Source organism: Marinobacter sp. (genome assembly GCF_034669625.1).
Classification (GTDB): Bacteria; Pseudomonadota; Gammaproteobacteria; order Pseudomonadales; family Oleiphilaceae; genus Marinobacter.
In genome coordinates this window covers 116,764-138,770 of record NZ_JAXMOY010000004.1, presented here as the reverse complement: position 1 = coordinate 138,770, position 22,007 = coordinate 116,764, and the positions used below count along the sequence as shown (strand labels likewise).

18 protein-coding genes are annotated in these 22,007 nt (G+C 50.4%); 14 read left to right on the top strand and 4 right to left on the bottom strand.

Annotated elements, in window-relative coordinates; genetic code table 11:
• The first annotated feature begins 55 nt into the window (after positions 1 to 55).
• The 11 genes from VOI14_RS05260 to nhaD all read left to right on the top strand — a co-directional run bounded on the left by VOI14_RS05260 (position 56) and on the right by nhaD (position 12,789).
• Positions 56 to 799 carry a toll/interleukin-1 receptor domain-containing protein gene (locus VOI14_RS05260; RefSeq protein WP_323750984.1) on the top strand — a complete coding sequence of 248 codons (744 nt, stop codon included), beginning with the start codon at positions 56 to 58 and terminating at the stop codon, positions 797 to 799.
• A 97-nt stretch (positions 800 to 896) separates the two neighbouring features.
• Positions 897 to 1,385 carry a hypothetical protein gene (locus tag VOI14_RS05255; protein ID WP_323750983.1) on the top strand — a complete coding sequence of 163 codons (489 nt, stop codon included), beginning with the start codon at positions 897 to 899 and terminating at the stop codon, positions 1,383 to 1,385.
• 134 nt (positions 1,386 to 1,519) lie between these two features.
• Positions 1,520 to 3,286 carry a hypothetical protein gene (locus VOI14_RS05250; protein WP_323750982.1) on the top strand — a complete coding sequence of 589 codons (1,767 nt, stop codon included), beginning with the start codon at positions 1,520 to 1,522 and terminating at the stop codon, positions 3,284 to 3,286.
• Positions 3,287 to 3,393: 107 nt separating this feature from the next.
• Entirely contained in the window at positions 3,394 to 4,197 is an 804-nt protein-coding gene (locus tag VOI14_RS05245) for an FRG domain-containing protein (RefSeq protein ID WP_323750981.1), read from the top strand.
• Positions 4,198 to 4,817: 620 nt separating this feature from the next.
• Positions 4,818 to 5,375 carry a manganese efflux pump MntP family protein gene (locus VOI14_RS05240; RefSeq protein WP_323750980.1) on the top strand — a complete coding sequence of 186 codons (558 nt, stop codon included), beginning with the start codon at positions 4,818 to 4,820 and terminating at the stop codon, positions 5,373 to 5,375.
• 95 nt (positions 5,376 to 5,470) lie between these two features.
• Positions 5,471 to 7,579, top strand: coding sequence for a TonB-dependent siderophore receptor (locus VOI14_RS05235; RefSeq protein ID WP_323750979.1), 2,109 nt, complete (start codon positions 5,471 to 5,473; stop codon positions 7,577 to 7,579).
• A complete protein-coding gene (locus VOI14_RS05230; RefSeq protein ID WP_323750978.1) occupies positions 7,579 to 8,505 on the top strand; it encodes an ABC transporter substrate-binding protein in 927 nt (308 codons plus the stop codon). The genes VOI14_RS05235 and VOI14_RS05230 overlap by 1 nt, the downstream gene beginning before the upstream one ends.
• Positions 8,502 to 9,506 carry an iron ABC transporter permease gene (locus tag VOI14_RS05225; protein ID WP_323750977.1) on the top strand — a complete coding sequence of 335 codons (1,005 nt, stop codon included), beginning with the start codon at positions 8,502 to 8,504 and terminating at the stop codon, positions 9,504 to 9,506. The genes VOI14_RS05230 and VOI14_RS05225 overlap by 4 nt, the downstream gene beginning before the upstream one ends.
• Before the next feature lie 73 nt (positions 9,507 to 9,579).
• Positions 9,580 to 10,554: an iron ABC transporter permease gene (locus VOI14_RS05220; protein ID WP_323750976.1), complete on the top strand. Its 975-nt coding sequence runs from the start codon at positions 9,580 to 9,582 to the stop codon at positions 10,552 to 10,554.
• Between the two features lie 14 nt (positions 10,555 to 10,568).
• Complete coding sequence (locus tag VOI14_RS05215; protein ID WP_323750975.1) at positions 10,569 to 11,399, top strand: ABC transporter ATP-binding protein; 831 nt, start codon at positions 10,569 to 10,571, stop codon at positions 11,397 to 11,399.
• A 136-nt stretch (positions 11,400 to 11,535) separates the two neighbouring features.
• The gene (nhaD, locus tag VOI14_RS05210; protein ID WP_323750974.1) at positions 11,536 to 12,789 is read left to right on the top strand and encodes a sodium:proton antiporter NhaD; all 1,254 of its coding nucleotides are present in this window, start codon (positions 11,536 to 11,538) and stop codon (positions 12,787 to 12,789) included.
• Between the two features lie 51 nt (positions 12,790 to 12,840).
• Here nhaD and VOI14_RS05205 read toward each other — a convergent pair whose 3' ends face one another.
• Positions 12,841 to 13,392, bottom strand: a complete 552-nt coding sequence (locus tag VOI14_RS05205) for a porin family protein (protein ID WP_323750973.1) — start codon at positions 13,390 to 13,392, stop codon at positions 12,841 to 12,843.
• A gap of 241 nt (positions 13,393 to 13,633) precedes the next feature.
• Here VOI14_RS05205 and VOI14_RS05200 point away from each other — a divergent pair, with 241 nt between their 5' ends.
• Complete coding sequence (locus tag VOI14_RS05200; RefSeq protein WP_323750972.1) at positions 13,634 to 15,052, top strand: TrkH family potassium uptake protein; 1,419 nt, start codon at positions 13,634 to 13,636, stop codon at positions 15,050 to 15,052.
• 22 nt (positions 15,053 to 15,074) lie between these two features.
• Here VOI14_RS05200 and VOI14_RS05195 read toward each other — a convergent pair whose 3' ends face one another.
• Positions 15,075 to 16,280 carry a 1-acyl-sn-glycerol-3-phosphate acyltransferase gene (locus VOI14_RS05195; protein WP_323750971.1) on the bottom strand — a complete coding sequence of 402 codons (1,206 nt, stop codon included), beginning with the start codon at positions 16,278 to 16,280 and terminating at the stop codon, positions 15,075 to 15,077.
• Between the two features lie 171 nt (positions 16,281 to 16,451).
• Between VOI14_RS05195 and recQ the strand changes: the two genes are divergently transcribed.
• Positions 16,452 to 18,323, top strand: coding sequence for a DNA helicase RecQ (recQ, locus tag VOI14_RS05190; RefSeq protein ID WP_323750970.1), 1,872 nt, complete (start codon positions 16,452 to 16,454; stop codon positions 18,321 to 18,323).
• On the opposite strand, the gene VOI14_RS05185 is transcribed toward recQ, so the two are convergent.
• Entirely contained in the window at positions 18,314 to 18,868 is a 555-nt protein-coding gene (locus VOI14_RS05185) for a YiiD C-terminal domain-containing protein (protein ID WP_323750969.1), read from the bottom strand. The genes recQ and VOI14_RS05185 overlap by 10 nt on opposite strands.
• Positions 18,869 to 19,041: 173 nt before the next feature.
• Between VOI14_RS05185 and VOI14_RS05180 the strand changes: the two genes are divergently transcribed.
• Positions 19,042 to 19,971 carry a hypothetical protein gene (locus tag VOI14_RS05180; protein WP_323750968.1) on the top strand — a complete coding sequence of 310 codons (930 nt, stop codon included), beginning with the start codon at positions 19,042 to 19,044 and terminating at the stop codon, positions 19,969 to 19,971.
• A gap of 44 nt (positions 19,972 to 20,015) precedes the next feature.
• Here the strand turns inward: VOI14_RS05180 and VOI14_RS05175 are convergent, their stop codons facing one another.
• The gene (locus VOI14_RS05175; protein WP_323750967.1) at positions 20,016 to 21,905 is read right to left on the bottom strand and encodes a methyl-accepting chemotaxis protein; all 1,890 of its coding nucleotides are present in this window, start codon (positions 21,903 to 21,905) and stop codon (positions 20,016 to 20,018) included.
• Positions 21,906 to 22,007 lie beyond the last annotated feature (102 nt).

Sequence of the window (22,007 nt, the reverse complement as noted above, 5' to 3'; positions counted from 1 at the left end):
GCGCATGCTGCGAGCGTTATACATCGAGATCTATTTCAATCTGGGCCATATATAAATGACACCACCTAGAGTATTCATCTCCTACTCTCATGACTCAGCTGAACACAAAAGCTGGGTTTTGGATTTTGCTACTACTCTCCGGAATCGCGGAATTGATGCTACCTTAGATCAATGGGATTTGAGGCCAGGTGATGACCTACCGCACTTCATGGAAACTGAATTGGCAAAATGTGACTACGTCATAATCGTTTGCTCAGAAACCTACGTAGCAAAAGCCAATGCAGGAGAGGGAGGTGTTGGCTACGAAAAGATGATCGTTACAGCGTCATTGTTAAAGAGAATTGACAGCAATAAAATTATCCCTGTCGTTCGACAATCCTCTGCGCCAGTTCTTCCCACATTCTTGCAGTCAAAGTTGTACATTAATTTTTCTGATGATTCTGAAGTGGAATATTCGCTCGATGAGTTGTTGCGGGCACTCCTTAATGCTCCGCTATACGAAAAACCGGATATAGGGGCAAACCCCTTCAAGCCACTACACGGGTCAAAACCTGATCGGACCGCGGATGGCCTGAAGGCTGCGATGACCGCTATTGCGAAAGCGTTTGAAAGAAGCCCGTACGATAAACTCGATGTTGGCAAGATTTCAGGATTTACCGATATTCATCGCCTCAAGCTTGAACGGTACTTGAGCCAAGCTGAGTCGGAGGGGTTAGTCTCCAGCAATGTAATTGGTCAATATTCGGTCACGAACGATGGATACGAATATTTAGTCAACCATGGAATCATCGATGCATAACAAAAGCAGGCAAGGCGACCCCCTTTCCATTGCGCCTTCGGCTCCATTTCAAGGGCGCGCATGCTGCAAGCGTTAAAACTCAAAAACAGGAGGTCACATGCAACGGATAGCATCACAAATTGTTTGGCAGTCTATTCTGCTCTTTCTAATCCTGCTCCCCGGCTTTGCTCTTGCCGAAAACTCCGCTCCTGAAGACTATCTCTCGAGTAAGTCGCTGGTATTAGAGGTTCGGTATTGTGAGTGCCAAGCGACCAAAGCTGATAGCGCACCCTCTGACCTTTTGCCCAGTTTTCTGAAGGAGTCGAGTCTTTTAAAGGTTGGAGTATCGAGCGTGGATAAAGGCTTTGTTTCTTCACATGAGTTGTCCATAGGTTATGAGCTAAAGCCAGTCTCTGGCTCGTCTGATCAATCTCAATTCAGCTATTCTGGTAATTACACTACGAGTTATGGGAGCAGTGCTGGCAACGGAGGGTTGTTGCTGGTTCAGGGGCAGTGGCTCATTCTTTTCGGTTCGCAGCATGAAAACGAAGCTGGGTCGCAAGACAGCAATGTCGCAGTGCGACTGGTTAAGCCTGGTGGTTCCTAATGGCAGGTTTTAACAAGTGCAGGCACGGCGATGCCCTCTACATTGCGTCTTCAGCTCCATTTCGTAGGCGCGCATGCTGCAAGCGTTAGGGCTATTTTTTCTGATTTAGTCGTATATAAAGGGATTTTAGTAAAATGATTAGTGACTTAAGTCTAAGTAAGAATGCTCAGTTTTATAAGCTAAATAAAGCACTTACCAAAAAATCTATTGAAGATACATTCAAAGAGATCTCTCAAGATCGTGTAGGAAATTACCTTTTAAACGAGTCTAAAGAAAACCATACAACTGCATCGGGCAATCAAGTCATATATTCTATTGTTTCATACAAGATAGAAGCAGAGCCCTCGTTTTTAGAAGGCACTTTGATTAAAGAACAAAAGTACGCCTATTTGTTATTAATAGAGTGTGATGATGCCTTGGCTATTTTGAAGAAGTATGTAGATTCACCTGAGAAACATTTTTCTTCTTTTATAGATGAGTTTGATTATGAGAAATTCTGTCATTTTCATGGTGATAAAAAACCTGAGTATGAACGAGTTACCATGAAAAATATGAGCATATCAAATGCAGTCATTAGATCCCGCTCATTAGAAGCTAAAAGCTTGAATGGTATTGTCTCATCTAATTCGTCTAGTCGATCAATCCCAAGTAACTTCAGAATGAAAGTTGGAGAAGACTCATACACACTAACACCAAGTACTTCTCGAGTTAGTCATAGAGATAAAAAATCCACATTTGATGGGCTAGTTGATTGGGTTGTTGAAATTAAAGAGGAAATTAAAGTAACCACTAATCAAAGTGATTTTCTTCGTAATTTTGCGTCCCCGATTTGCTTAAAGGATATTCTAGATTTAGGCCATAAAGTCGTGGCTATTCTCATAGATTTGACTGAAATAGAAAATAAGGTGTTGAATGGTGTAGCGGTTTTAACTAAGGCTGATGGCAGCCAATTAGATAGGGGAGAAATTAATAGTATTTTTAATCAATTAAAATCTCCTATTTTAGTCGATGGTAATTTAATGAAGGTGAAAGGAGTGACTTTAGCGGGCAAAGTATCATACTCAAAAAGCTTGATTACAATTAAAAACAAACTTCTTGATAGCATTTCAGTGACTGAAAATGGCTCTGATATTTATTCGATAGGTGGGTATATAAATAAAGAAAAGCCTTTTTCTGCGGTGTTCGACTCGCCAAATTATTCATATTATTCAAAGTCATGTTTTGAAGATAAGCACTTAGTTAATAATATTCAGTCAATACTTAATATTTTCGATGACAGTTATAACTTTACTGGTACCTCTAGCGAAAAAGAGAAGCCGCATACAGCCAATTTAACTAGATTTCCTGCCAGCTCACTATTTAGGAAGGTAGAAGATCAATATTGTGTTCCTTATAATATTGTTATCTGTGATGACATGAATGACGAATGGGCTGATCATATTGCTATAGATAGCAATAGCGCTATTCCGTCTATCTCTTTTATCCACTCTAAATTTACTAAGAAAGATACATATGGTGCTAGTGCTTTTCATGACGTTGTTGCTCAAGCATTAAAAAACATTGGTCGAACTCAAGCAGAAAAGCAACTATTTAAAAATAAATATGATAGTGAGTGGCACAAGAACTATGAAAGCACCAATATTAGTAGGGTCACAGGTGCCAAAAACTGGCAAGATTTAGAAATAGCTCTAGACGCTGTAAATCAAAACCCTAACTCTATAAAGAAAATTGTACTTGCGACACCTTTTTTGAGTAAGACTAAATTGGCTAGAGAATTAAACAAATTAGCTTTGGGTCAAAAATGCAAACCTCACTATGTGCAGTTAATTTGGCTTATTAATACGTTTATAAGTTCGTGCAAAGATTTTGGGGTTCAAGCTCATATACTGTGTAAACCATAGCCCTAACAAGTCAATTCAGCAGGACAAAACAACAGTTGGTTTTTCTCCTGCGTCGCTAATTACAACCAACTATTTTTTGCCTCTGATTGAGGCGTTAGAGGTTTCTTTTGAGCATTGAGAAAGTTTCAGAATTTCAGGATATTGAAAAGCTTGCCAACGCCCTGGAGAAAGAATGTCTTTCAGGCAAGCCAAATCCGCACTCTTACGTGTCCCCAGTTCTCTTTCGTGGACATTCAAGGGCTAGCTGGAGCCTAGAAACCACACTCGAACGTTTTGGTAAGCAAGATCTTAGCCTTGAGGAATATCTTCGATATTTGAGTCGAGTGAAGCCTGCCATTGAGTCATTCACTGACAGGGAGTTTACCTTCCATTTTAGTAACGGTGTTACAGAGGGACGCACTTTTTTACTCTCTGATGTGAGCTTTCTAAAGGGACAATACGAATTCATGGTGTACCTAAGACATCATGGGTTTCCGACACCACTTTTGGACTGGACTAGATCTTTATACGTAGCTCTTTTTTTTGCATGTTCAGGGCCTATGCACGATGAAGATTCGGCGCTCTACATGTATGTGGGAAACTTAGGCTATGGAAAGGGAGGAGTCGTTGGTGGGCCTGAAATTGCGACTCTCGGGCAGTATGTGACTACTCATAAGCGACATTTTATCCAGCAGTCTAATTACACGGCCTGTATCGCAGAGATAGACGGTGAGTGGTGTTTTCACCCCCACGAGGCGGCTACCGGGACTTCAAGTGATACCCAAGATAGGATTTCTAAGGTCCTCATACCTAGTCACCTGCGACGCGAAATTTTGCGTAGGCTGGACTCGATGAATATCAATGCGTTTTCTCTTTTCGGAACTGAGGAAGCGTTGATGGAGACTTTGGCGTTTCGGGAATTACATGGTTAACGATCTCTAACAATTACATCAAATTCGTTCCAGCCCGGTGGGCCTCCACCGGACGCCCTAGTCGGGCGCCGTTTATGCACGCGTTATTCCAAAATCTGAATGTTCGCTGTGCGACCATACTGAACTTCACGCTCAAGTCACCAAAACATCTCAAATAGCAACGAAACCTAGGTTTAGTGGGGCAGGGAAGCTATACGGCGCGATCAACAAGACTCATGACAAGTGAGCTAAATCAGGTAAGCAAACCAGTGGCATACGAGGGGCGTTTGAACTGTGATAATCCATGCGCCCCAAAGGTTTCGTTTGCTGCACTAATTTGTACCGAGCATCCTGCAACGTTTCCTTCAGGAAGTTCTCCGTAGATGAGCGTTGTTGCCGATGACACATAGCCAACGATTTTTTTGTTCATGATTTTCTGTGGCCATTCTTTAGCACGTTCTGTGGTTGTCCACGGTTTTCGAATATACAGAGTTTAGCGCATCCACGACTGCGCATAATGTATATTATGTTAAATCATTGTTGTTAAGTTGTCAGCGGAAAGACTCGTTGCTAAAGTTCGCGCCTCTTTGAGAAGTAGCCTGAGCCTGCTTCCGAAAACTAGACGAGTCCGTACCCACACAATGAATCCCGTCGCGCTCCTGTTACTCGCTTTTGCCATGTCGACCGACGCCTTTGCTGCTGCCATTGCCAAAGGAGCGACGTTAAGAAATCCTCGGTTCTTTGATGCCCTGCGTATGGGGCTGGTTTTCGGCACCATTGAAGCAATCACGCCTCTGATTGGCTGGCTGATTGGTCGAACGGCTTCCGCTTATGTTGAGACCTGGGCGCATTGGATTGCCTTCTTCTTACTCGTGGGTTTAGGCGCGCACATGATTTATGAAGGTCTGAAACCTGGCGCTGAAGATGTCGAAAAACCCTCCAGTCATTCGCCGTTGAAAGTTTGCCTGACCGCTATCGGCACCAGCATCGACGCCATGGCGGTAGGTGTTGGTTTGGCGTTCATCAACGTCAATATCTGGATCGCGGCTGGTTTGATTGGTGCAGCAACAACTCTGATGGTCACTATTGGTGTATTGTTGGGACGGACGGTCGGCTCCCTGCTGGGCCATCGGGCGGAAATCTTTGGTGGGCTGACACTTGCAGGCGTCGGCACATGGATACTGGTGAGTAATTTGTAGGTTAATTCACTGAAACTTCTCCGTCACCATGCATTGTAATGAGAATGCTTCTCAGTATAATGCGCACTTTCTTTATTGAGAGCGCCGGAGCCTCCATGTCCAAACGAGAAGATGTAAAGCCGCTGAAACGCCACCCCCTAGCTGTTGCCATATCCTTATTTCCCTTGTCGTTTGCCGCTATCTGGGCAGCTCCAGTAGCAGCCCAAGACAATTCGGAAGGCACTGCCCTACTTCCCGGTTTTACTGTCACAGCGGACTGGTTAGGGCCTCCAACCAAAGAATCTGAAAAAACCTACACCGGTGCCCGCACCGTGGTAGAAAAAGACCAGTTACAGAGTTCCGGTGCCCTGAACCTGGAGGATGCTTTGCGTCCGGTAGCGGGTGTGACGGTGCTGGATGAAACCGGTACGGGTATTCTGCCGAACATCGGTGTTCGTGGATTGAGCCCTATACGAAGTGAGCGATTGCAGCTGTTGGTTGACGGCTATCCGATTGCGATTGGGCCCTACAGCAATGTCGGTGTTTCACTATTCCCGGTCACGCTTCCAAGCCTTGAAGTCGTGGATATAGTGCGGGGCGGCGCATCTGTGCATTACGGGCCCAACAACGTTGGTGGTGTCGTCAATATGGTGACTAAACCCATTTCCGAGGAAACCACCCAAACGCTGCGCGAGCGCATTACCATTGCCGAAGAAACCGGCAATGTCTTTACCGATACCTATTACCGTGTTGGTGGGCGAGCCACAGATAATCTCGACCTGCAGCTTCAGGCAAACATCCAGCGTGGTGACGGGTTCCGTGATCATGCCGACACCGAAGTCGACAACTTTATTCTGGACGCTCGCTATTACCTGAACGATCAGCATGAACTGGCTTCCCAGCTCCAATATTACCGTGTCGATGCAGACCTTCCAGGCGCACTTTCACCTGAGGCCTATGAGGATGATCGCGCTCAGAGCCAACGTCCGTACGATGGCTACGAAGCTGACATGACTCGCGCCACATTTACCTGGACCTATACGCCGTCGGATGACGTTGAGTTTCAATTGCGTAACTTCATTCACGATGCCGATCGTACGTTCTTTTTCGGCCAGAATTTCACAAGTGGCGCCCATTGGGCAGATCCAGCGGTAGACTCTACCCTTGTCGCCGATTCCCCACGTTTGTTCACCGTCTATAGCACCGAGCCACGACTCGCGATTAAACATGGTAGCCACGATATTACGCTTGGCGCGCGGTTTGTCAGCGAAGATGTTGAATTTGATGTGAACCGGCTTGAACTGGCTACAGGCGATGAAACTGCCATCCGAGCTTGGCATTTGGATACCCGTGCCATGGCGTTTTACGTGAGCGATACAGTGTCGTTCCTGGATGATCGCCTGACGGTAACGCCGGGGCTTCGGTATGAAGATGTTGCCATGGACTTCCGGGATAATCTGACCAACGCCAAGGAAGAAAATGACGTTGACGAATGGTTGCCGGGACTGACCATCGGTTACCAAGCTTCAGACGACCTGTACGTCTTTGCCAACGGTCAGCGGTCGCTTGTTCCTGTGCAGATTGCTCAAACCACTCTTGAAGGCACTGTGGGAAATGAAACCGCATGGAACTACGAACTGGGCGCTTGGCTTCAGGTCACACCGGATCTCGAGTCTTCGGCGACGCTGTTCCGCATCGATTATGAAGATCAGATTCAGTACGATTCTTCAACCAGCCGTTACGAAAACCTGGGCGAAACCCGCCATCAAGGCATCGAGTTGGCAAACCGCTGGTTCCTCAACAATGAATGGGAGCTGGGGCTTGGCTATACCTTCGTTGATACAGAACAGCTAACCGGCGACAACGAAGGTAACGAGCTGGCCAATGCGCCGCGCCACAAAGTCAGTGCCGATGCGGTATACAACTATCAGGCTTGGGATGCTCGCTTAAACTGGGTTTACGTCGGTTCGAGCTACAGCGATGCAGCCAACACCGAAGAGGAAACCGAAGACGGCAGCGCGGGTGAACTACCGGACTATCACTTGGTTAATTTCCGGGTTGGCCGTGACTTCGCTCTCGGCGGCGATAACTTGTTAAACCTTGGTTTGGCGGTCAACAACCTACTGGATGAAGACTATTACTTCCGTGGCGTAGACGTCAGCCCGGTTGGCCGTGTACCTCAGCCTGGTCGGAGCTTTGTTCTCGAAGCACAGCTCGATTTCTGATGCTTGGTTTACGGAACCTGGTAATAGCGTTGGTCTTTGTTCTGATTGCACCGGCCGGTTGGGCGGGCAATCAGAACATCGAGCTGATGGATGACCGCGGGGTTACCCTGCGGTTGTCTTCAGTGGCGGCCCGACCCGCAGCGATTTCCACCTTTGGCGCTGATGTGTCGCTGGCGCTTGGCGTCAAGCCGGTGGCCGTTACCGATTACGGCCTTCAAGGTGTGCCGGATTATCTGGCCTCTCAACTAGCAGACGTTCAAGGTCTAGGCCCTCGGCATCAGCCAAATCTGGAGGTGCTGTCAGAAGTGGCTCCAGATCTCGTTATCGCCATTCGGCGCTATACCGAGAAAGACGGTTCCCATATCGAATCCATCGCTCCCCTACTCGCGCTTGATCTCATTACCTTGCAAGACAGTCTTCGTGCGGTGGAAGTGACCGGCCGTGCCTTGGGTGCGCAGGAAAAGGCCGAGGCGCTGAATGTGGAGTTTCTGAAGCGTATTGAAACACTCGCCGCGCATGAAGTGGGTAGGTCCGGGAAGACCATTGCGTTGCTGACCAGCGGCAGCGAGACCCCCTTCATTTATTACGATCACTTTCTGCCGACCGCATTGCTGGAACGTCTGGGCTTCGACAATGTTGGTGGCGAGCCTCCAAACCCGGAACACGGCATTCCTTTGGGCTACCGAATCAGCCTCGAAGCCCTGCTCGAGTTAAACCCGGACACCATACTTTTGTTGCCAACCAGCCGGCAGCGTGCATTTACAATGAACCCGATCTGGCCCTACCTGAAAGCAGTTCGCGACGAACGTGTATTTGAGGTGCCACACTATTGGAAAGAAGGTGCAGGTCCCATCGCGCGAGATCGCATCCTTGGTGATATTGAGCGACTGTTGTTGCCCCATCCTGAAAGTGTGGTTGGTGAATGATGGAAAGTGAACCCACCGTTCGCCCCTGCAGGTTATACGCGCTAGCAATACTGATTTTGTCGATATTATTTGTATTGGGGTTAATGGCAGGCTCCCGGTGGGTATCGCTTTCGTCTTTGTGGGCCGCGCTGAACGGTGGTGGCGATTTGCTCACCAAAATCAGTGTGGTGGAGTTACGCTTACCCAGAAATATGCTGGGAATGCTTGGCGGTGCAGCACTGGGCGTCGCCGGAGCGGTCATACAGGGCGTTACACGAAACCCGTTAGCGTCGCCAGGACTGACCGGTGTGATTGCATCTGCGGCATTAGCAGTGGTGTCACTTAGAACCTTAGCGTCACCGGATGCGTTCTGGCTTCCCCTGATGGCGCTGGCCGGAGGCCTTGTGGGCGGCGCGCTCACCTTTGTCATTGCCGGCCGACAGCAACTTCAGCCCGAGCGGGTAGTACTCGCAGGGATCGCCGTCACCTCACTGGCGACGGCTGTGACCACCGGCCTGTTATTGGTCTCTGGCGCTGAAGCCGCTGAACTCTACTACTGGTTGGCGGGAAGCCTGATGGGGCGCGGCTGGGTGCAACTCGAATTAGTCTTGCCGTGGCTAGTACTGCCCTTGGTGGTTTTGTTCTTTATGCACCGCCCGTTCAAGCTGCTTCAATTGGACGACGACCTTGCGCTTGCCATGGGATTAGCCGTTGGGCGCTGGCGCCTCACATTTTTGCTGTTAGCGCTCCTAGTTGCAGCTGCATTGGTGGCTTTCACCGGCCCTATCGTATTTATCGGATTGGTCGCGCCACACATAGCCAAACGTTTGATTGGCAGCCAGATCAAACACTGGCTCCCGCTGAGTGCATTATTTGGCGCGTTGCTCTTGCTGGCTGCCGACATACTAGCCCGACAGCTGGCTTTCCCGCAGGAGTTGCCGGTGGGCATGCTGACCGCCCTGATCGGCGCACCTTGGCTGATTTACCTTCTTAATACCAAACAATCACCTCGGAGCGTATAGGGTGACGGCGATCGTAACAGCTCAAAAGCCATCGAACCGGGCAGTCATTGGCATAATACTAGGTGGGATTGGCTTGATTCTGGCCATTGTAACTGGCGTGCAGTCAGGCGCTGTAGACCTTACATGGGGCCAAATCTGGGTAGGTTTAACCGGCGACAGTTCCGAACACGTACAGCGAGTTATTTTCGACATACGATTGCCTCGAACGCTCATTGGCCTGCTGATCGGAATTCACTTTGCTGTGTCTGGATGGTTGCTGCAGCTGTTAAGTCGAAACCCCCTGGCCGAACCTGGCATTCTGGGTATTTCCGCGGGAGCCAGCCTGATTGCCGTGATCGCTTTTGTTATCGGCGACTGGGTTGTGTCCGGAGCGAATCCATACAACAACACCTCACCGGTACTTCAATATTTGCCGTGGTTTGCTATGGCCGGTGGATTGGTGGCTGCGGTCGCGGTGTATTTGCTCGGCCTGCGCAACGGCCAATTATCACCTCTCAAGATGACCCTGACTGGCGCCGTGATTGCCGGGATGCTGCATGCCTTGACCACTGGTGTACTGGCGTTCTGGGGTCACGCTCACACCGAACTGGTGGCGCAGTGGTTGGCTGGCTCGCTGTATGGCGCGAAGTGGGATTACCTGTTTACGTTGCTGCCTTGGACCGTGATCGGGCTGGTTGGTGTTGGCCTGCTGGTAAAGCCGTTGAAAGTGATGCAGCTGGACGACCAACACGTTCATACCCTGGGTTTGAAGCTCAATCGCTGGCGCGCGTTTGCGTTATTGATTGCAACCCTGCTCGCAGCCAGTGCGGTTGGCGTCGTAGGCCCTGTGGGCTTCATTGGATTGGTGATCCCGCATATCAGCCGCAAACTGGCTGGCGCAAACCTTCCCGTACAACTGGTGTTTTGTGTGGTGTTCGGCGCCTTGTTAACGGTTGGCGCTGATGTGCTGGGGCGAACCCTGTTCACGCCCTACGAGGTGCCCGTAGGCGTGGTGTCCGCCATCCTTGGCGTGCCCTTCTTCCTTTATCTGTTATCGCGGCAATCCTGAGGCCTGATACCACCATGATACGAACCGAACAGCTTTCGTTGGCGTATGGCGCAACACCGGTTGTAAACAACGTTTCCCTGACCATTCCTGAAGGCGGCATCACTTGTTTACTGGGACCGAACGGGTCTGGCAAAAGCACGTTACTGAAAAGTTTCGCCGGATTGTTACCGGCTCGTTCCGGTGAGGTCTTGCTGGACGACATGCCGGTGAGCGAATGGGATCGCCGGCGTTTGGCATTGCGACTCGCCATGTTGCCGCAAAAACCGATAGTACCCGACGGGATTCTGGTGAAAGATCTGGTCGCGCTGGGGCGCTTTCCTCATCGAAAGTGGTGGCAGAATAACCAAGCCGGCGATAATCGAATCGCCTTCGAATCCATGGTGATGACCGGGGTATCCGAATTGGCTGGGCGGCCCGTTGAGTCACTTTCAGGCGGCCAACAACAGCGCGTCTGGATCGCCATGGCGCTGGCGCAGGAAACCAGTATTCTGCTGCTGGATGAGCCCACCACATTTCTGGATTGGGGCTATCAGCTGGAAGTCCTGGAGCTGTTAACCAAGCTCAATCGTGAGCATGGATTAACCGTGGTTATGTCCCTGCACGACCTAAATCAGGCAGCCCAATTCGCCGACCAGATTGCCATTATGGCCGAGGGCCAGCTCGAGGTTTCGGGCAGCCCGAGCGAGGTCATTACCGAAACTTTGATCCGGCGGGTCTTTCGAGTCGAAACTTCCGTCTCACATGATGACAACGGCAGGCCGTTTTGTTCTAGCTATGCCGCTGCATATAAAGGCGAAAAATCAACACCCTACGAGCACCGAAATCCCATGGCATCCGAAGCGTGAAAAAGTGCTCTTAACCTGAATCAAGTCCGGAACAGCCTAGTGATAGCTTGCTCATCATCAAAGGTTTAGAATCGCTCAAATTTTGGCTGACCACTAGTCATGTTCCGACCACTCTAGTATCAGGATCCCTGCCCCTATGACTGTCCTCGATATTGCCCTCATATCCTTTGCCGTACTGGCGCTGCTAGGCGTTATCTTCGAAGAAGTTATTCACGTAAATAAAGCAAAAACGACGTTGTTCTTCGGAACCTTGAGTTGGATGCTGCTGTTTTTATTCAGCGGAGGTTCGGATGAAACGGCTGCCATTAGCGCGGGCTTGGCCGAGAGTATTGCTGAAATTGCCGGCCTCTGGCTATTCCTAGTTGCAGCAATGACGTTTGTTGCCTACCTGAACAAAAAAGGCATGATCGAGAACATGATCTACCTGATTATGCCGCGGCACGTTACAGAGCGGCGCTTATTGTTCCTGACGGGCCTATTCTGCTTTTTATTTTCATCGCTGGCAGACAACATTACAGCCACGCTGGTGTCTTGCTCGCTGATCTTATCGTTAAACCTTGATCTTAAGAAGCGGCTTCAATTTATTGTTTTGGTTGTTTTTGCTGTGAACTCTGGTGGTGTCTCTCTGATCACGGGTGATGTCACCACCTTGATGATCTTCCTGGCTAAGAAAGTTGAAATTCTCACTTTGCTCACGCTGGCCATCCCGGCTTCTATTACCGTGTTCATACTTGCAGTACTGCTGTCTCGGGGTTTAGACGGCACTGTTGAACTCAAGGGAAACACGAACACCGTTCGCAAAGTAGATGCGGTGATTGCGGGGTTATTCCTGGTCACCATCATCGGAACCATCACGGTAAACGCCTTGTTCAGCGTGCCCCCCGTGCTTACCTTTCTGTTCGGCCTTTCGATTATGTTCCTGGTGTCCCGCTTCATGAGCAACGACAACGATCTGGACCCTATCCTCGAATACATTCGAGTGATCGAGTTTGAAACTTTGTTGTTCTTCCTCGGTATATTGCTGCTGGTGGGCATGCTCAAGGAAATTCACGCCTTGGATTCCCTTGTCGCGATTTACGATGTCCTGCCCCCGATCTATGCCAATTACCTGATGGGCATTTTCTCTGCAGTCATCGATAACGTGCCACTAACCGCTGCGTTGCTGAAAGCGGGTATCGAAATGAGTCCGGCTGAGTGGATGGGTCTGACCTATGCGGTTGGTGTCGGCGGGTCGTTACTGGTAATCGGTTCTGCTGCCGGTATTGTTGCCATGAGCAAAATCGACGGGCTCACCTTCGGCGCCTATATGCGTTATACCCTGCACCTGCTGCTGGCTTATTCGTTGGGTTACGGTGGCGTGTTGGTGTTGGGTCGTTTTATAACCGCTTAACGAAAAATGCCCGTGGGCTTTTGGCTCACGGGCATTTCTGGGCTGACTGGATTAGAAGTTAAACTGAACGCCTAAACCAATGCCATCTAGGGTCACGTCATCATCATCGTAGTAACGCATGTATTCGAGGTTACCTGACAGGTTTTGGGCCATCTCGAACTTTAGGCCTGCCCCGTATGAAAAGTCGGAATCATCATCCGAATCAGAACCAAAAGCGGTGTCGACCTCAACTTCAGTGCGGGTAAAACCGATGACAGCGTAGGGCGTCACGGGGCTTTCGTTAACCATGTTAAAGGTCGCGTAGCCGCCGAAGAAGTTGTTCACTTCGACATCTGCTACCCCTCCAATATCGTCATCATTAACGCCAAAACCAGCACGAGCTTCAAAGCCAATATAGTCGTTAGCCATTACGCCAACCTTACCTGACAGAGTGCCTACATCGGCATCCTCTCCATCAAAATCCAGATCCATAAACGTGTAATTCAGACCCGCATACAGCCCGCCAACTCCAGACTTGTACATGTCCGCAGCCGATGCCGTGCTTGCCGCGGCGATACCGGCGGTCGCGATAGAGGCAATCAGCAAGTTCTTTTTGATAGTCATCAGCATTCTCCTCAGCATGGACAGCGTTGTTTTGCTTCTCTTACTAACGTGGACGATCAATGCCAATATAGCCATAGGTAAAATCCAAATTTACTGTCTTTTAATCTCCCGTTAATCCTTTGTCGAAGGCCCTGTTTCCTTGCGGTTGCGCGGAACGGGGGGTATCCTTCCGCATCTCACTGTTAGCTGTTTTGGACACCCCTTGAGAAACCTTAGTCCTGTCATTTTAATCGTCAGCTTCATGTTTATACTTCTCAGTGTATTCATGACGTTACCGGTTGTTCTGCTTTTTTTCACGCCGTCCGGTGCGCCCAATGCCATTGCGTTCGCGGAGTCGTCGGCACTGGTTCTTATCCTCGGGATAATTGGCGTATTGAGCACCCGCCACCGTTCAAGAGATCTGAAACCTCGCTACATGTTCGTGCTGACCGTCTCTAGCTGGTTCATCATTTCAGCGTTATCGGCACTCCCCTTTTACCTGAGTGACAACGGGTTATCCCCCGCAGACGCCATTTTTGAAGCCACCTCCGGGATCACCACCACCGGGGCAACGGTGTTAACGGGGCTCGACGATTTCGATAAAGATCTTTTGCTATGGCGCTCGATTCTTCAGTGGCTGGGGGGCATAGGTATTATCGGCATGTTCGTTGCCGTATTGCCGTTCCTGCGAGTGGGCGGCATGCGCCTGTTTGCCACTGAGTCCTCTGAGTGGACGGACAAAGCGCTTCCGCGCATGAAAACCCTGAGTCGCGGCCTGTTGATCGTTTATCTAATATTTACAACCGTGGCAGTGTTGACCTATTGGGTATCGGGTATGACGCTGTTTGATGCCTTTAACCACGGCTTGACCAGCATCGCAACCGGCGGTTTTTCAACATCCGACTTCTCAATGGGCAAGTTCAACGACCTGATACTGGCAGAAGCCACCTTTTTCATGATTCTGGGCAGTTTGCCGTTTTTCCTGTTTGTCCGGGAAATGCACGGTCAGCACTTCGCCTTATTCCGGGACCAGCAGGTTCGTCTTTTCCTGACCATACTGCTGACCGTTCCGGCGCTGCTCACGCTCTACCGCTGGTGGGTATCCCCGGTTCCTTTTGATCCGCTGCATAACTACATTTCGGTTCTGTTTAATGTTACGTCAGTGATCAGCACATCCGGTTACGCATCCGAAGACTATTCCGCCTGGGGGCCTTTAGCGTTCGTAGTGTTCTTCTTTCTGATGTTCGTAGGCGGGTGTTCTGGTTCAACTGCAGGCGGCATGAAGATCTTCCGATTTCAACTCTCGTTGATTGTTCTGCGGGAGCAGCTCTTAAGGCTTCTGCATCCAAGAGCCGTATTTACCCGAAACTACAACGGCAGAGCAGTCAGTGATGAAATCATCTCATCGATGATCGCCTACACCTTTATGTTCCTGCTGTGTCTGCTGGCGATTACCGTGTTACTAGCCTCGCTGCAGCTGGACTTCATCACGTCCTTATCCGGTGCTTTGACGTCGCTAACCAACGTTGGCCCGGGCCTGGGTGACATTATCGGCCCTGCCGGTACGTTCGGGCCGCTACCAGAAGCTGCGAAATGGATTCTGTCGGTGGGTATGCTGATGGGGCGGTTGGAAATTCTGAGCGTCGTGATTGTGCTATCACCAGGGTTCTGGCGCGGCTGACCCTGCCGCGCCAGAACACCTGTTATTCATGCTCGGTTTCGATGATCTCAGCCTGTCTACGTGCTGCCAGGGCATTAACAACCGGGTTGGAATACATATCAAGCAAATACTTCCTGCCAGCTTCGTCGCAAGCTTCTAGACGCTTTGCGATTTCCGCCTTCGCCTCTTCTCGCTCTTCGTTCGAATAAGCGCCTGCCGCGATAGCGTCGATCCCTAAGCTGTTTGCCGTTTCTGGCGTATCCACTTGCAGGTCGCGCATTTCATACGCTGCGAGATTGGAGGCGTGCAGATGGTAGTTGGCATGCATTTCATGATCGATGTGTGCGGCCAGCGCTTTGGGAGTGTCAGGCGCTTCAGATATAGGAGCCCCAAAGTGTACGTGAACATGCCCTTTCGGCCCGGTTAGGCCTTTAATGATCTGATCGGAATCTTCGCCCTCAGTCTTCTGATAGGTCCCGGTACGCTCCCGAATCTCCAGCTCTCTGGCTTTGTCGACATCACAGGGGTCGTATTCGTAGGAGATAGACACCGGCACAACGTGCAATCGACTGAGCGCCTCATCAAATCCGAGTCCGGACTTCTTCTTGCTCATATAGAACATTTTGATGATGGCTGGGTCTGTGGCATCGATGCCGTCTTTCGCCCGGCCTTCGCGCTGAGCAATCCATACGCTGTGATTGGTATCAATGCTGTGATTGATAAACCCTGACAGGGTCAAATAGGCGTCACGCATCTCGCGTGGACTGGTAATGTTACGGCGTACCAGAAAGCTCTTGTTGAGCTTCATCATTTCGGCAAACACCCGGTTGGACAACAGGTTGTCCCCGATAGCGATCCGAGTCGTTTGAAATCCATTCTGGAATAACAGGTAGTTCACGATCATCGGGTCAAAGACGATATCGCGATGGTTCGAGATGAAAAGATGGGCACTGGTCTTGCTTAAATTCTCAAGGCCACTGTGGGTGACTTTTAGCGTGGTGTTTTCAACCAACTCAGCTACATAGCCCGACAAGCTTGTTTGGAGGTCGTCGACAGTCTTGATATGGCCAAAGCGCTTCAACAGCCAATGGCGAACATAGAACCTCAGCGGTGCAGGTGCCCAAGCAGCCAGTCGCGGGGATCTGAAGCGGCCGATCATGTTCAGGAATTCAGAGTCATTAACCAGCCGTTGGATGGTTGGAGCAGTTTCTTCGTCCGAGTAGGGTCGAATTGAGTCAAAATCCTGCATGCGGGCCCTGTTGTTGTTCGCGGATGTTAATCGAATTTATAAATGGTGCGATATTGTAGCCGGTCTATTACCGGTTTTCCTCTACCTAAGTGCCTTGGGCATCCTTCAGTAGCCTATATCTGGTATGATTCCGGGCCTGAAATGTACCCTGCCCAAAGGCCAGCGCCCATCATGTACCACGATCATGACTTCGAGCAATTAGCCAAAGAGCGCCCATCGGTTTCTGACAAGAGCCCGGAACAGGTGCTCCATGAGGTTTTTGGTTATGAAAGCTTTCGCCCATTGCAGGGAGAGATTGTTCATGAAGTGATCAGCGGCGGCGATGCCCTGGTACTGATGCCCACCGGCGGCGGTAAGTCACTCTGCTATCAAGTGCCCGCGCTGGTTCGAACCGGTACAGCGATTGTTATTTCCCCGCTGATTGCTCTGATGCAAGATCAGGTCAACGCGTTACGGGAATTGGGCGTCAAAGCGGCGTTTCTGAACTCATCAATGGACTTTGAGCAGGCGCGCGAGACCGAATATGCGCTGATGACCGGAGAGCTGGATCTGCTCTACTGCGCGCCCGAACGCCTTATTCAACCTCGCATTATCGAGTTGCTTCACAACGCCTCGCTGTCCATGTTCGCGATTGATGAAGCCCACTGTGTGTCTCAATGGGGACACGACTTCCGCTCCGATTATCTTCAGCTCACCATGTTGGCCGAAGAGTTTCCCGGTGTGCCTCGCATTGCCCTGACCGCAACGGCAGACGAGCGCACCCGTAAAGAGATTGCTGAGCGTCTGTCGCTGACGAACGCCAAGCATTTCGTCAGCGGCTTTGATCGCCCGAACATTCAATATCGAATCACGCCTAAGATCAATGCAAACAAGCAGTTATTGGAGTTCATTAAAGCTGAACATCAGGATGATTGTGGCATAGTCTACTGCCTTTCCCGAAACAAGGTAGATGCTACGGCGAAGTTACTGGCCGACAAAGGTTATACCGCCCTTCCCTATCATGCTGGCCTGTCCAATGAAGAGCGGTCGCGTAATCAGGAACGTTTTCTGAGGGAAGACGGCGTCATTGTGGTGGCCACCATTGCTTTTGGCATGGGCATCGATAAACCCGATGTGCGCTTCGTTGCGCATCTTGATTTGCCGAAAAGCCTGGAAGCCTATTACCAGGAAACCGGTCGAGCCGGGCGGGATGGAAAGCCTTCTACGGCTTGGATGGTCTATGGCCTGCAAGACGTGATCAAGCTGCGCCAGATGCTGGAAGCCTCCCAAGGCAACGATCAATTCAAGCGGGTTGAGCGCCAAAAGCTGGACGCCATGCTGGGGCTGTGTGAGGTGACCCAGTGCCGTCGTCAGGTTTTACTTCGCTATTTTGGCGATACTCTGGAAGAACCCTGCGGAAACTGTGATACCTGCCTGACCCCACCGAAAACCTGGGATGGTACTGTTGCCGTCCAGAAAGCGCTGTCCTGCGTATTCCGCACGGGTCAGCGTTACGGCGTGACCTATCTGATTGACGTGCTCAGAGGCTCAAGCAACGAACGTATCCTTCAGGCTGGCCATCAGGCCATATCAACTTTCGGGATTGGTACAGAACTGTCCGCAAACGAATGGAAGTCGGTCTACCGGCAATTGGTGGCTAACGGCTACCTGCGGGCAGATCCAGACGGCTACGGAGCGCTTCAATTAACAGAGATGTGCCGCCCGTTGCTCAAAGGCGAACAGCAAATCGAATTGCGGAAAGATCCGGAAGTAAAGAAGTCGTCGTCCGGTTCAGGCTCGGGTAAACGCAGTGGTGCCAACGTAAAAGACCAGATTACCGATCAAGCCGGATGGGACGCTTTGCGCGCCTGTCGGAAAGCTCTGGCGGACAAGCAAGGTGTACCGCCTTACGTGATCTTTCACGACACCACGCTCTTCGATATGCTGGAACGTCGGCCGAACTCACTGAAAGAGCTTGCAGAGGTCAGCGGTGTCGGCGCAGCGAAGCTGGAGAAATACGGTGACATTTTCCTGCAAACGCTGCGCGAGATTGCTCAGACCTGAGGCTTGAAGCCTTTCTTGCGCACCCGGTATTGAGCGTAAGACGTGGCGACATGGTTACCGTTCTTGTCTCTTAGCACCCCTTCCAACGTGAACTTGCCTCGCCCGGTTGCATCCGCTTCGGCCAAGACCGCGGCGACGGTTTCTTCCGGTAGCGTGAATTCAACTTCTACGTCTGAATCGGCGGGCTGCAGAAATTCCAGCGTCATGCTTTTCAATATCGGCGTATAAGCCGGACCAAGATCAAACAGCGCCAAAATGCCGCCCGGGATCTCAGCCACCAGAAAGTAGGCACCGGCATACAGGCTGCCAAAGTGGTTTTTGTTGCCCTTCAGCTTCACCTTTGCACGAACATAGCCTGGGCGAATTTCCTGCACGGAGAAACCGTTACGAGTGGTAAACGGAATCGTCATGCCAACGATTCGATTGATCGCAGTATAACTGCCTGTCTTTTTAATCCACTCTACGGGCTGCAACAAGGTTGCTTTTGCATCAGTATGTCCAACCCACTGGCCCGCAGTGCCGATGAGCGTATCAATGATGGCCATAATCCGATTCCTATGCTTATTGAGGTCGGAATGATTGCAATACTAGTGCCCTAGTTCAAGAAACTTCTAGGAATATCCCCTACATTTCGTGCACATTCGTTGTTTTGCGTTACCCTGTGACTCACAGTGCAGTCTGTTTAATTGTGTTATCAGCGATAAGGAGGACTTTGAGCTTGGCACCCCTTTTCGGAATCCGAATAGTAGAAACAAGCTGTCTCCTGGGCTTAATAACCGCCCTGGTATCAACGCCACTCTTTGCTGAAATACCGGTTAAGCCAGAATCCAACGATTACGTTCTCTGGTATCGAAATTACGACAACCCAGCCATACATGCTCTTGTTGAGCTTGCGCTCGAAAAAACGCCTGAGTACGGCAGCTTTCAGTTGATTCGAAGTCAGGAGTTAAGTCAGGGGCGCGCACTTCGAGAGCTAACCGGTAACCATTCTGATTTAGTCGATATCGCCAATGTAGCCTCCTCGCCCGACCGTGAAAACGGGCTTACAGCGATCCCCATACCCGTGGATGGTGGCCTTTTAGGGTTTCGAGTCTGCCTGGTATTACCGGAAAACCTGGGGATGTTCCAAGGCATCCAAAATATTGAAGATATGGACTCACGAAATATTCGTATCGGACAGGGCGCCCACTGGCCTGATACGCCCATTCTGGAGGGTAACGGGGTAAACGTTATCACCCACACCCGCTATGAAATCCTTTTCGGGATGCTTAGAAACCACCGGTTCGAATGCTTCGCAAGGGGTATCAGTGAGGTGATGTTTGAGCTTAAGGGCGATTCTTCGGAAGAGCTGGTTATTGAACCTACGCTCCTATTGGCCTATCCCATGCCTTCTTACTTTTTTGTGGCTCCAGCTGACCATGAAACCGCACACCGCTTGCAACTTGGGCTGGAGCGAGCGATGAGTGACGGTAGTTTTGCAATCTACTTGAAGCAGTCTTTTGGCAAAAGTGTGGCTAGCCTGAACCTCAATCGCCGGACGGTCATTTCTATCGACAACCCTTACCTGACCGAAGATTCCGAGGATGTTACCCGACACATTCTGGATAATCTTAAAAGCAGAATTGACTACCTAACCAACGACGATTAAATGCGCGGAGCGGCTATCCCTGACCGCTCCCGACATCCATCAGATCACTCTACTTTAAAACGGCTCACTTTATCGTTAAGCGTGTGGCCGATGGTTTCAATCTGACTACTGTATACATCATTCTCACTGGTGGCTTCCGCTGCAGTCTGACCTTGCTCGGCAATACGTGTGATTGATGCATTCAACTCTTCCGTTACAGAAGTCTGTTCTTCCGACGCGGTGGCAATCTGGGAGGTCATTTGACTGATTGAGGTGATAGCTTCTGCAATGCGATTCAAAGACTCCATCGCATCCTGGGCTTTTTCCATGCTCACGTTCGAAACCGCAGTTGATGCCTTCATCACATCCACAGCATCATTAGCACCCTGCTGCAGGCGTTCAATCATATTATTTATTTCTTCTGTAGACGCACGGGTGCGCTGCGCCAGATTCCTCACTTCGTCGGCAACAACCGCAAAGCCACGGCCTGCTTCGCCGGCACGGGCAGCTTCGATCGCAGCGTTAAGCGCAAGCAGGTTGGTTTGCTCAGCGATCCCTTGAATGACCTCAAGAACCGTGGTGATTGAAGAAACGTCCTGACCGAGCTTATCAATCACCTCGGCCGCTGCCGTAATCTCATGAGAAAGTTTTTGTACGGCATCGCGAGAAGCCGCGACCGTTTCACGAGAACCCAGGCTTTCATGATCCGCTTGTTCAGCGGCTTCCGCTGTTTGCTGGGCGCTTTGCGCAATTTCATTCGCAGCAGCGGACATTTCGTTGATGGCAGTAGCCACCATGTTGATCTCGCCTTGCTGCCCTTCCACGCTGTCGCGGCTATTGCTGGAGGTTTGTCTGAGCGACTTAACGTTGCGGGACAACTCCTCACTTCGTTCCTTAACTTCACTCACGACTTGCTGAATATTAGCAACAAACTGGTTGAAACTATTCGCGAGAATCCCGAACTCATCGCTGGCTCGGTCATCAAGACGCTGGGTCAGGTCAGCATCACCAGATGCAATGTCTGACATGGCGTCGTTCAATCTGCGGACCGGAGCCATCAATGCACGAATGCCAAAATGAAGGAGGATAAGCGCGACGATCAAACCAATAATGGCAACCGTCAGGCCGGCAATTCTTGCATTGACGACTGGCTGGGTGATTTTGTCCCAATTAACGAAAGAGCCAATATACCAATCGACGCCTCGAGCATCGGCGATGGGAAAGAGCGCGACACTCCACTCTGCCCCGTCTCGCTCAAATTTGGCCGGGGTGCCATCTTTTTCGGGCGTATACCCCAGGAAATCCCGTGCTCTTTTGCCGATCAGAGACTGGTCAGGGTGAAACAAGATAGTACCGTTGCTATCCATCAGCATGGCGTAGCCGGCATCTCCAAGCGTGATCGTTGCCAGAAGCTCTTGAATCACGTTCAGGCTGATGTCCATACCGGCAACACCTTCAAAAATGCCAGAAGAAACCGGTGCAACGGCAGAGATGAGGGTCTCGCCTGATTGCGCATCCTGATAAGTACCGGTGAACGAAACAGTGCCTTCCGCGTGTGCCTGTTTGTACCAAGGGCGATCTCTGGGATCAAAGCTGTCACCTAGCCCTTGCTCGGAGGCTTCAGACCTCATGATCATGCGGCCTTCGGAAGTGCCAACGTAAACATCTTTGGCGTTGCTGCCTTCGGTCATGCTGTTTAATAGCAAACGTGCCTGCTCATCCGTTTCAGTTTTGGCCAGGGCCTTAGCCGCGGCCGTCGTCATATCCAAACGGGTATTCAGCCAATCTGCAATGGTATCGGTGCTCTGGTTAATTGCACCATCTAACATCGCGTATAAATAGGTGTATGTGGTCTTCTGGATCTGGCGATCAGCTGTAAATGTGAATGCGGCCATGATGATTGCAATCAGCACGCCGACCGCAATAAGCAGCTTCTGCCCGAATGAAAGTTCCACGGTAAATTTCCTCCAAGAATTGAGCGGTGCGCGATACTAATTGAAATGCTTAGATGGAGCAGTTACCAAGTGTATCGGCGGTCGTAAGGCGTTCTGTAGATG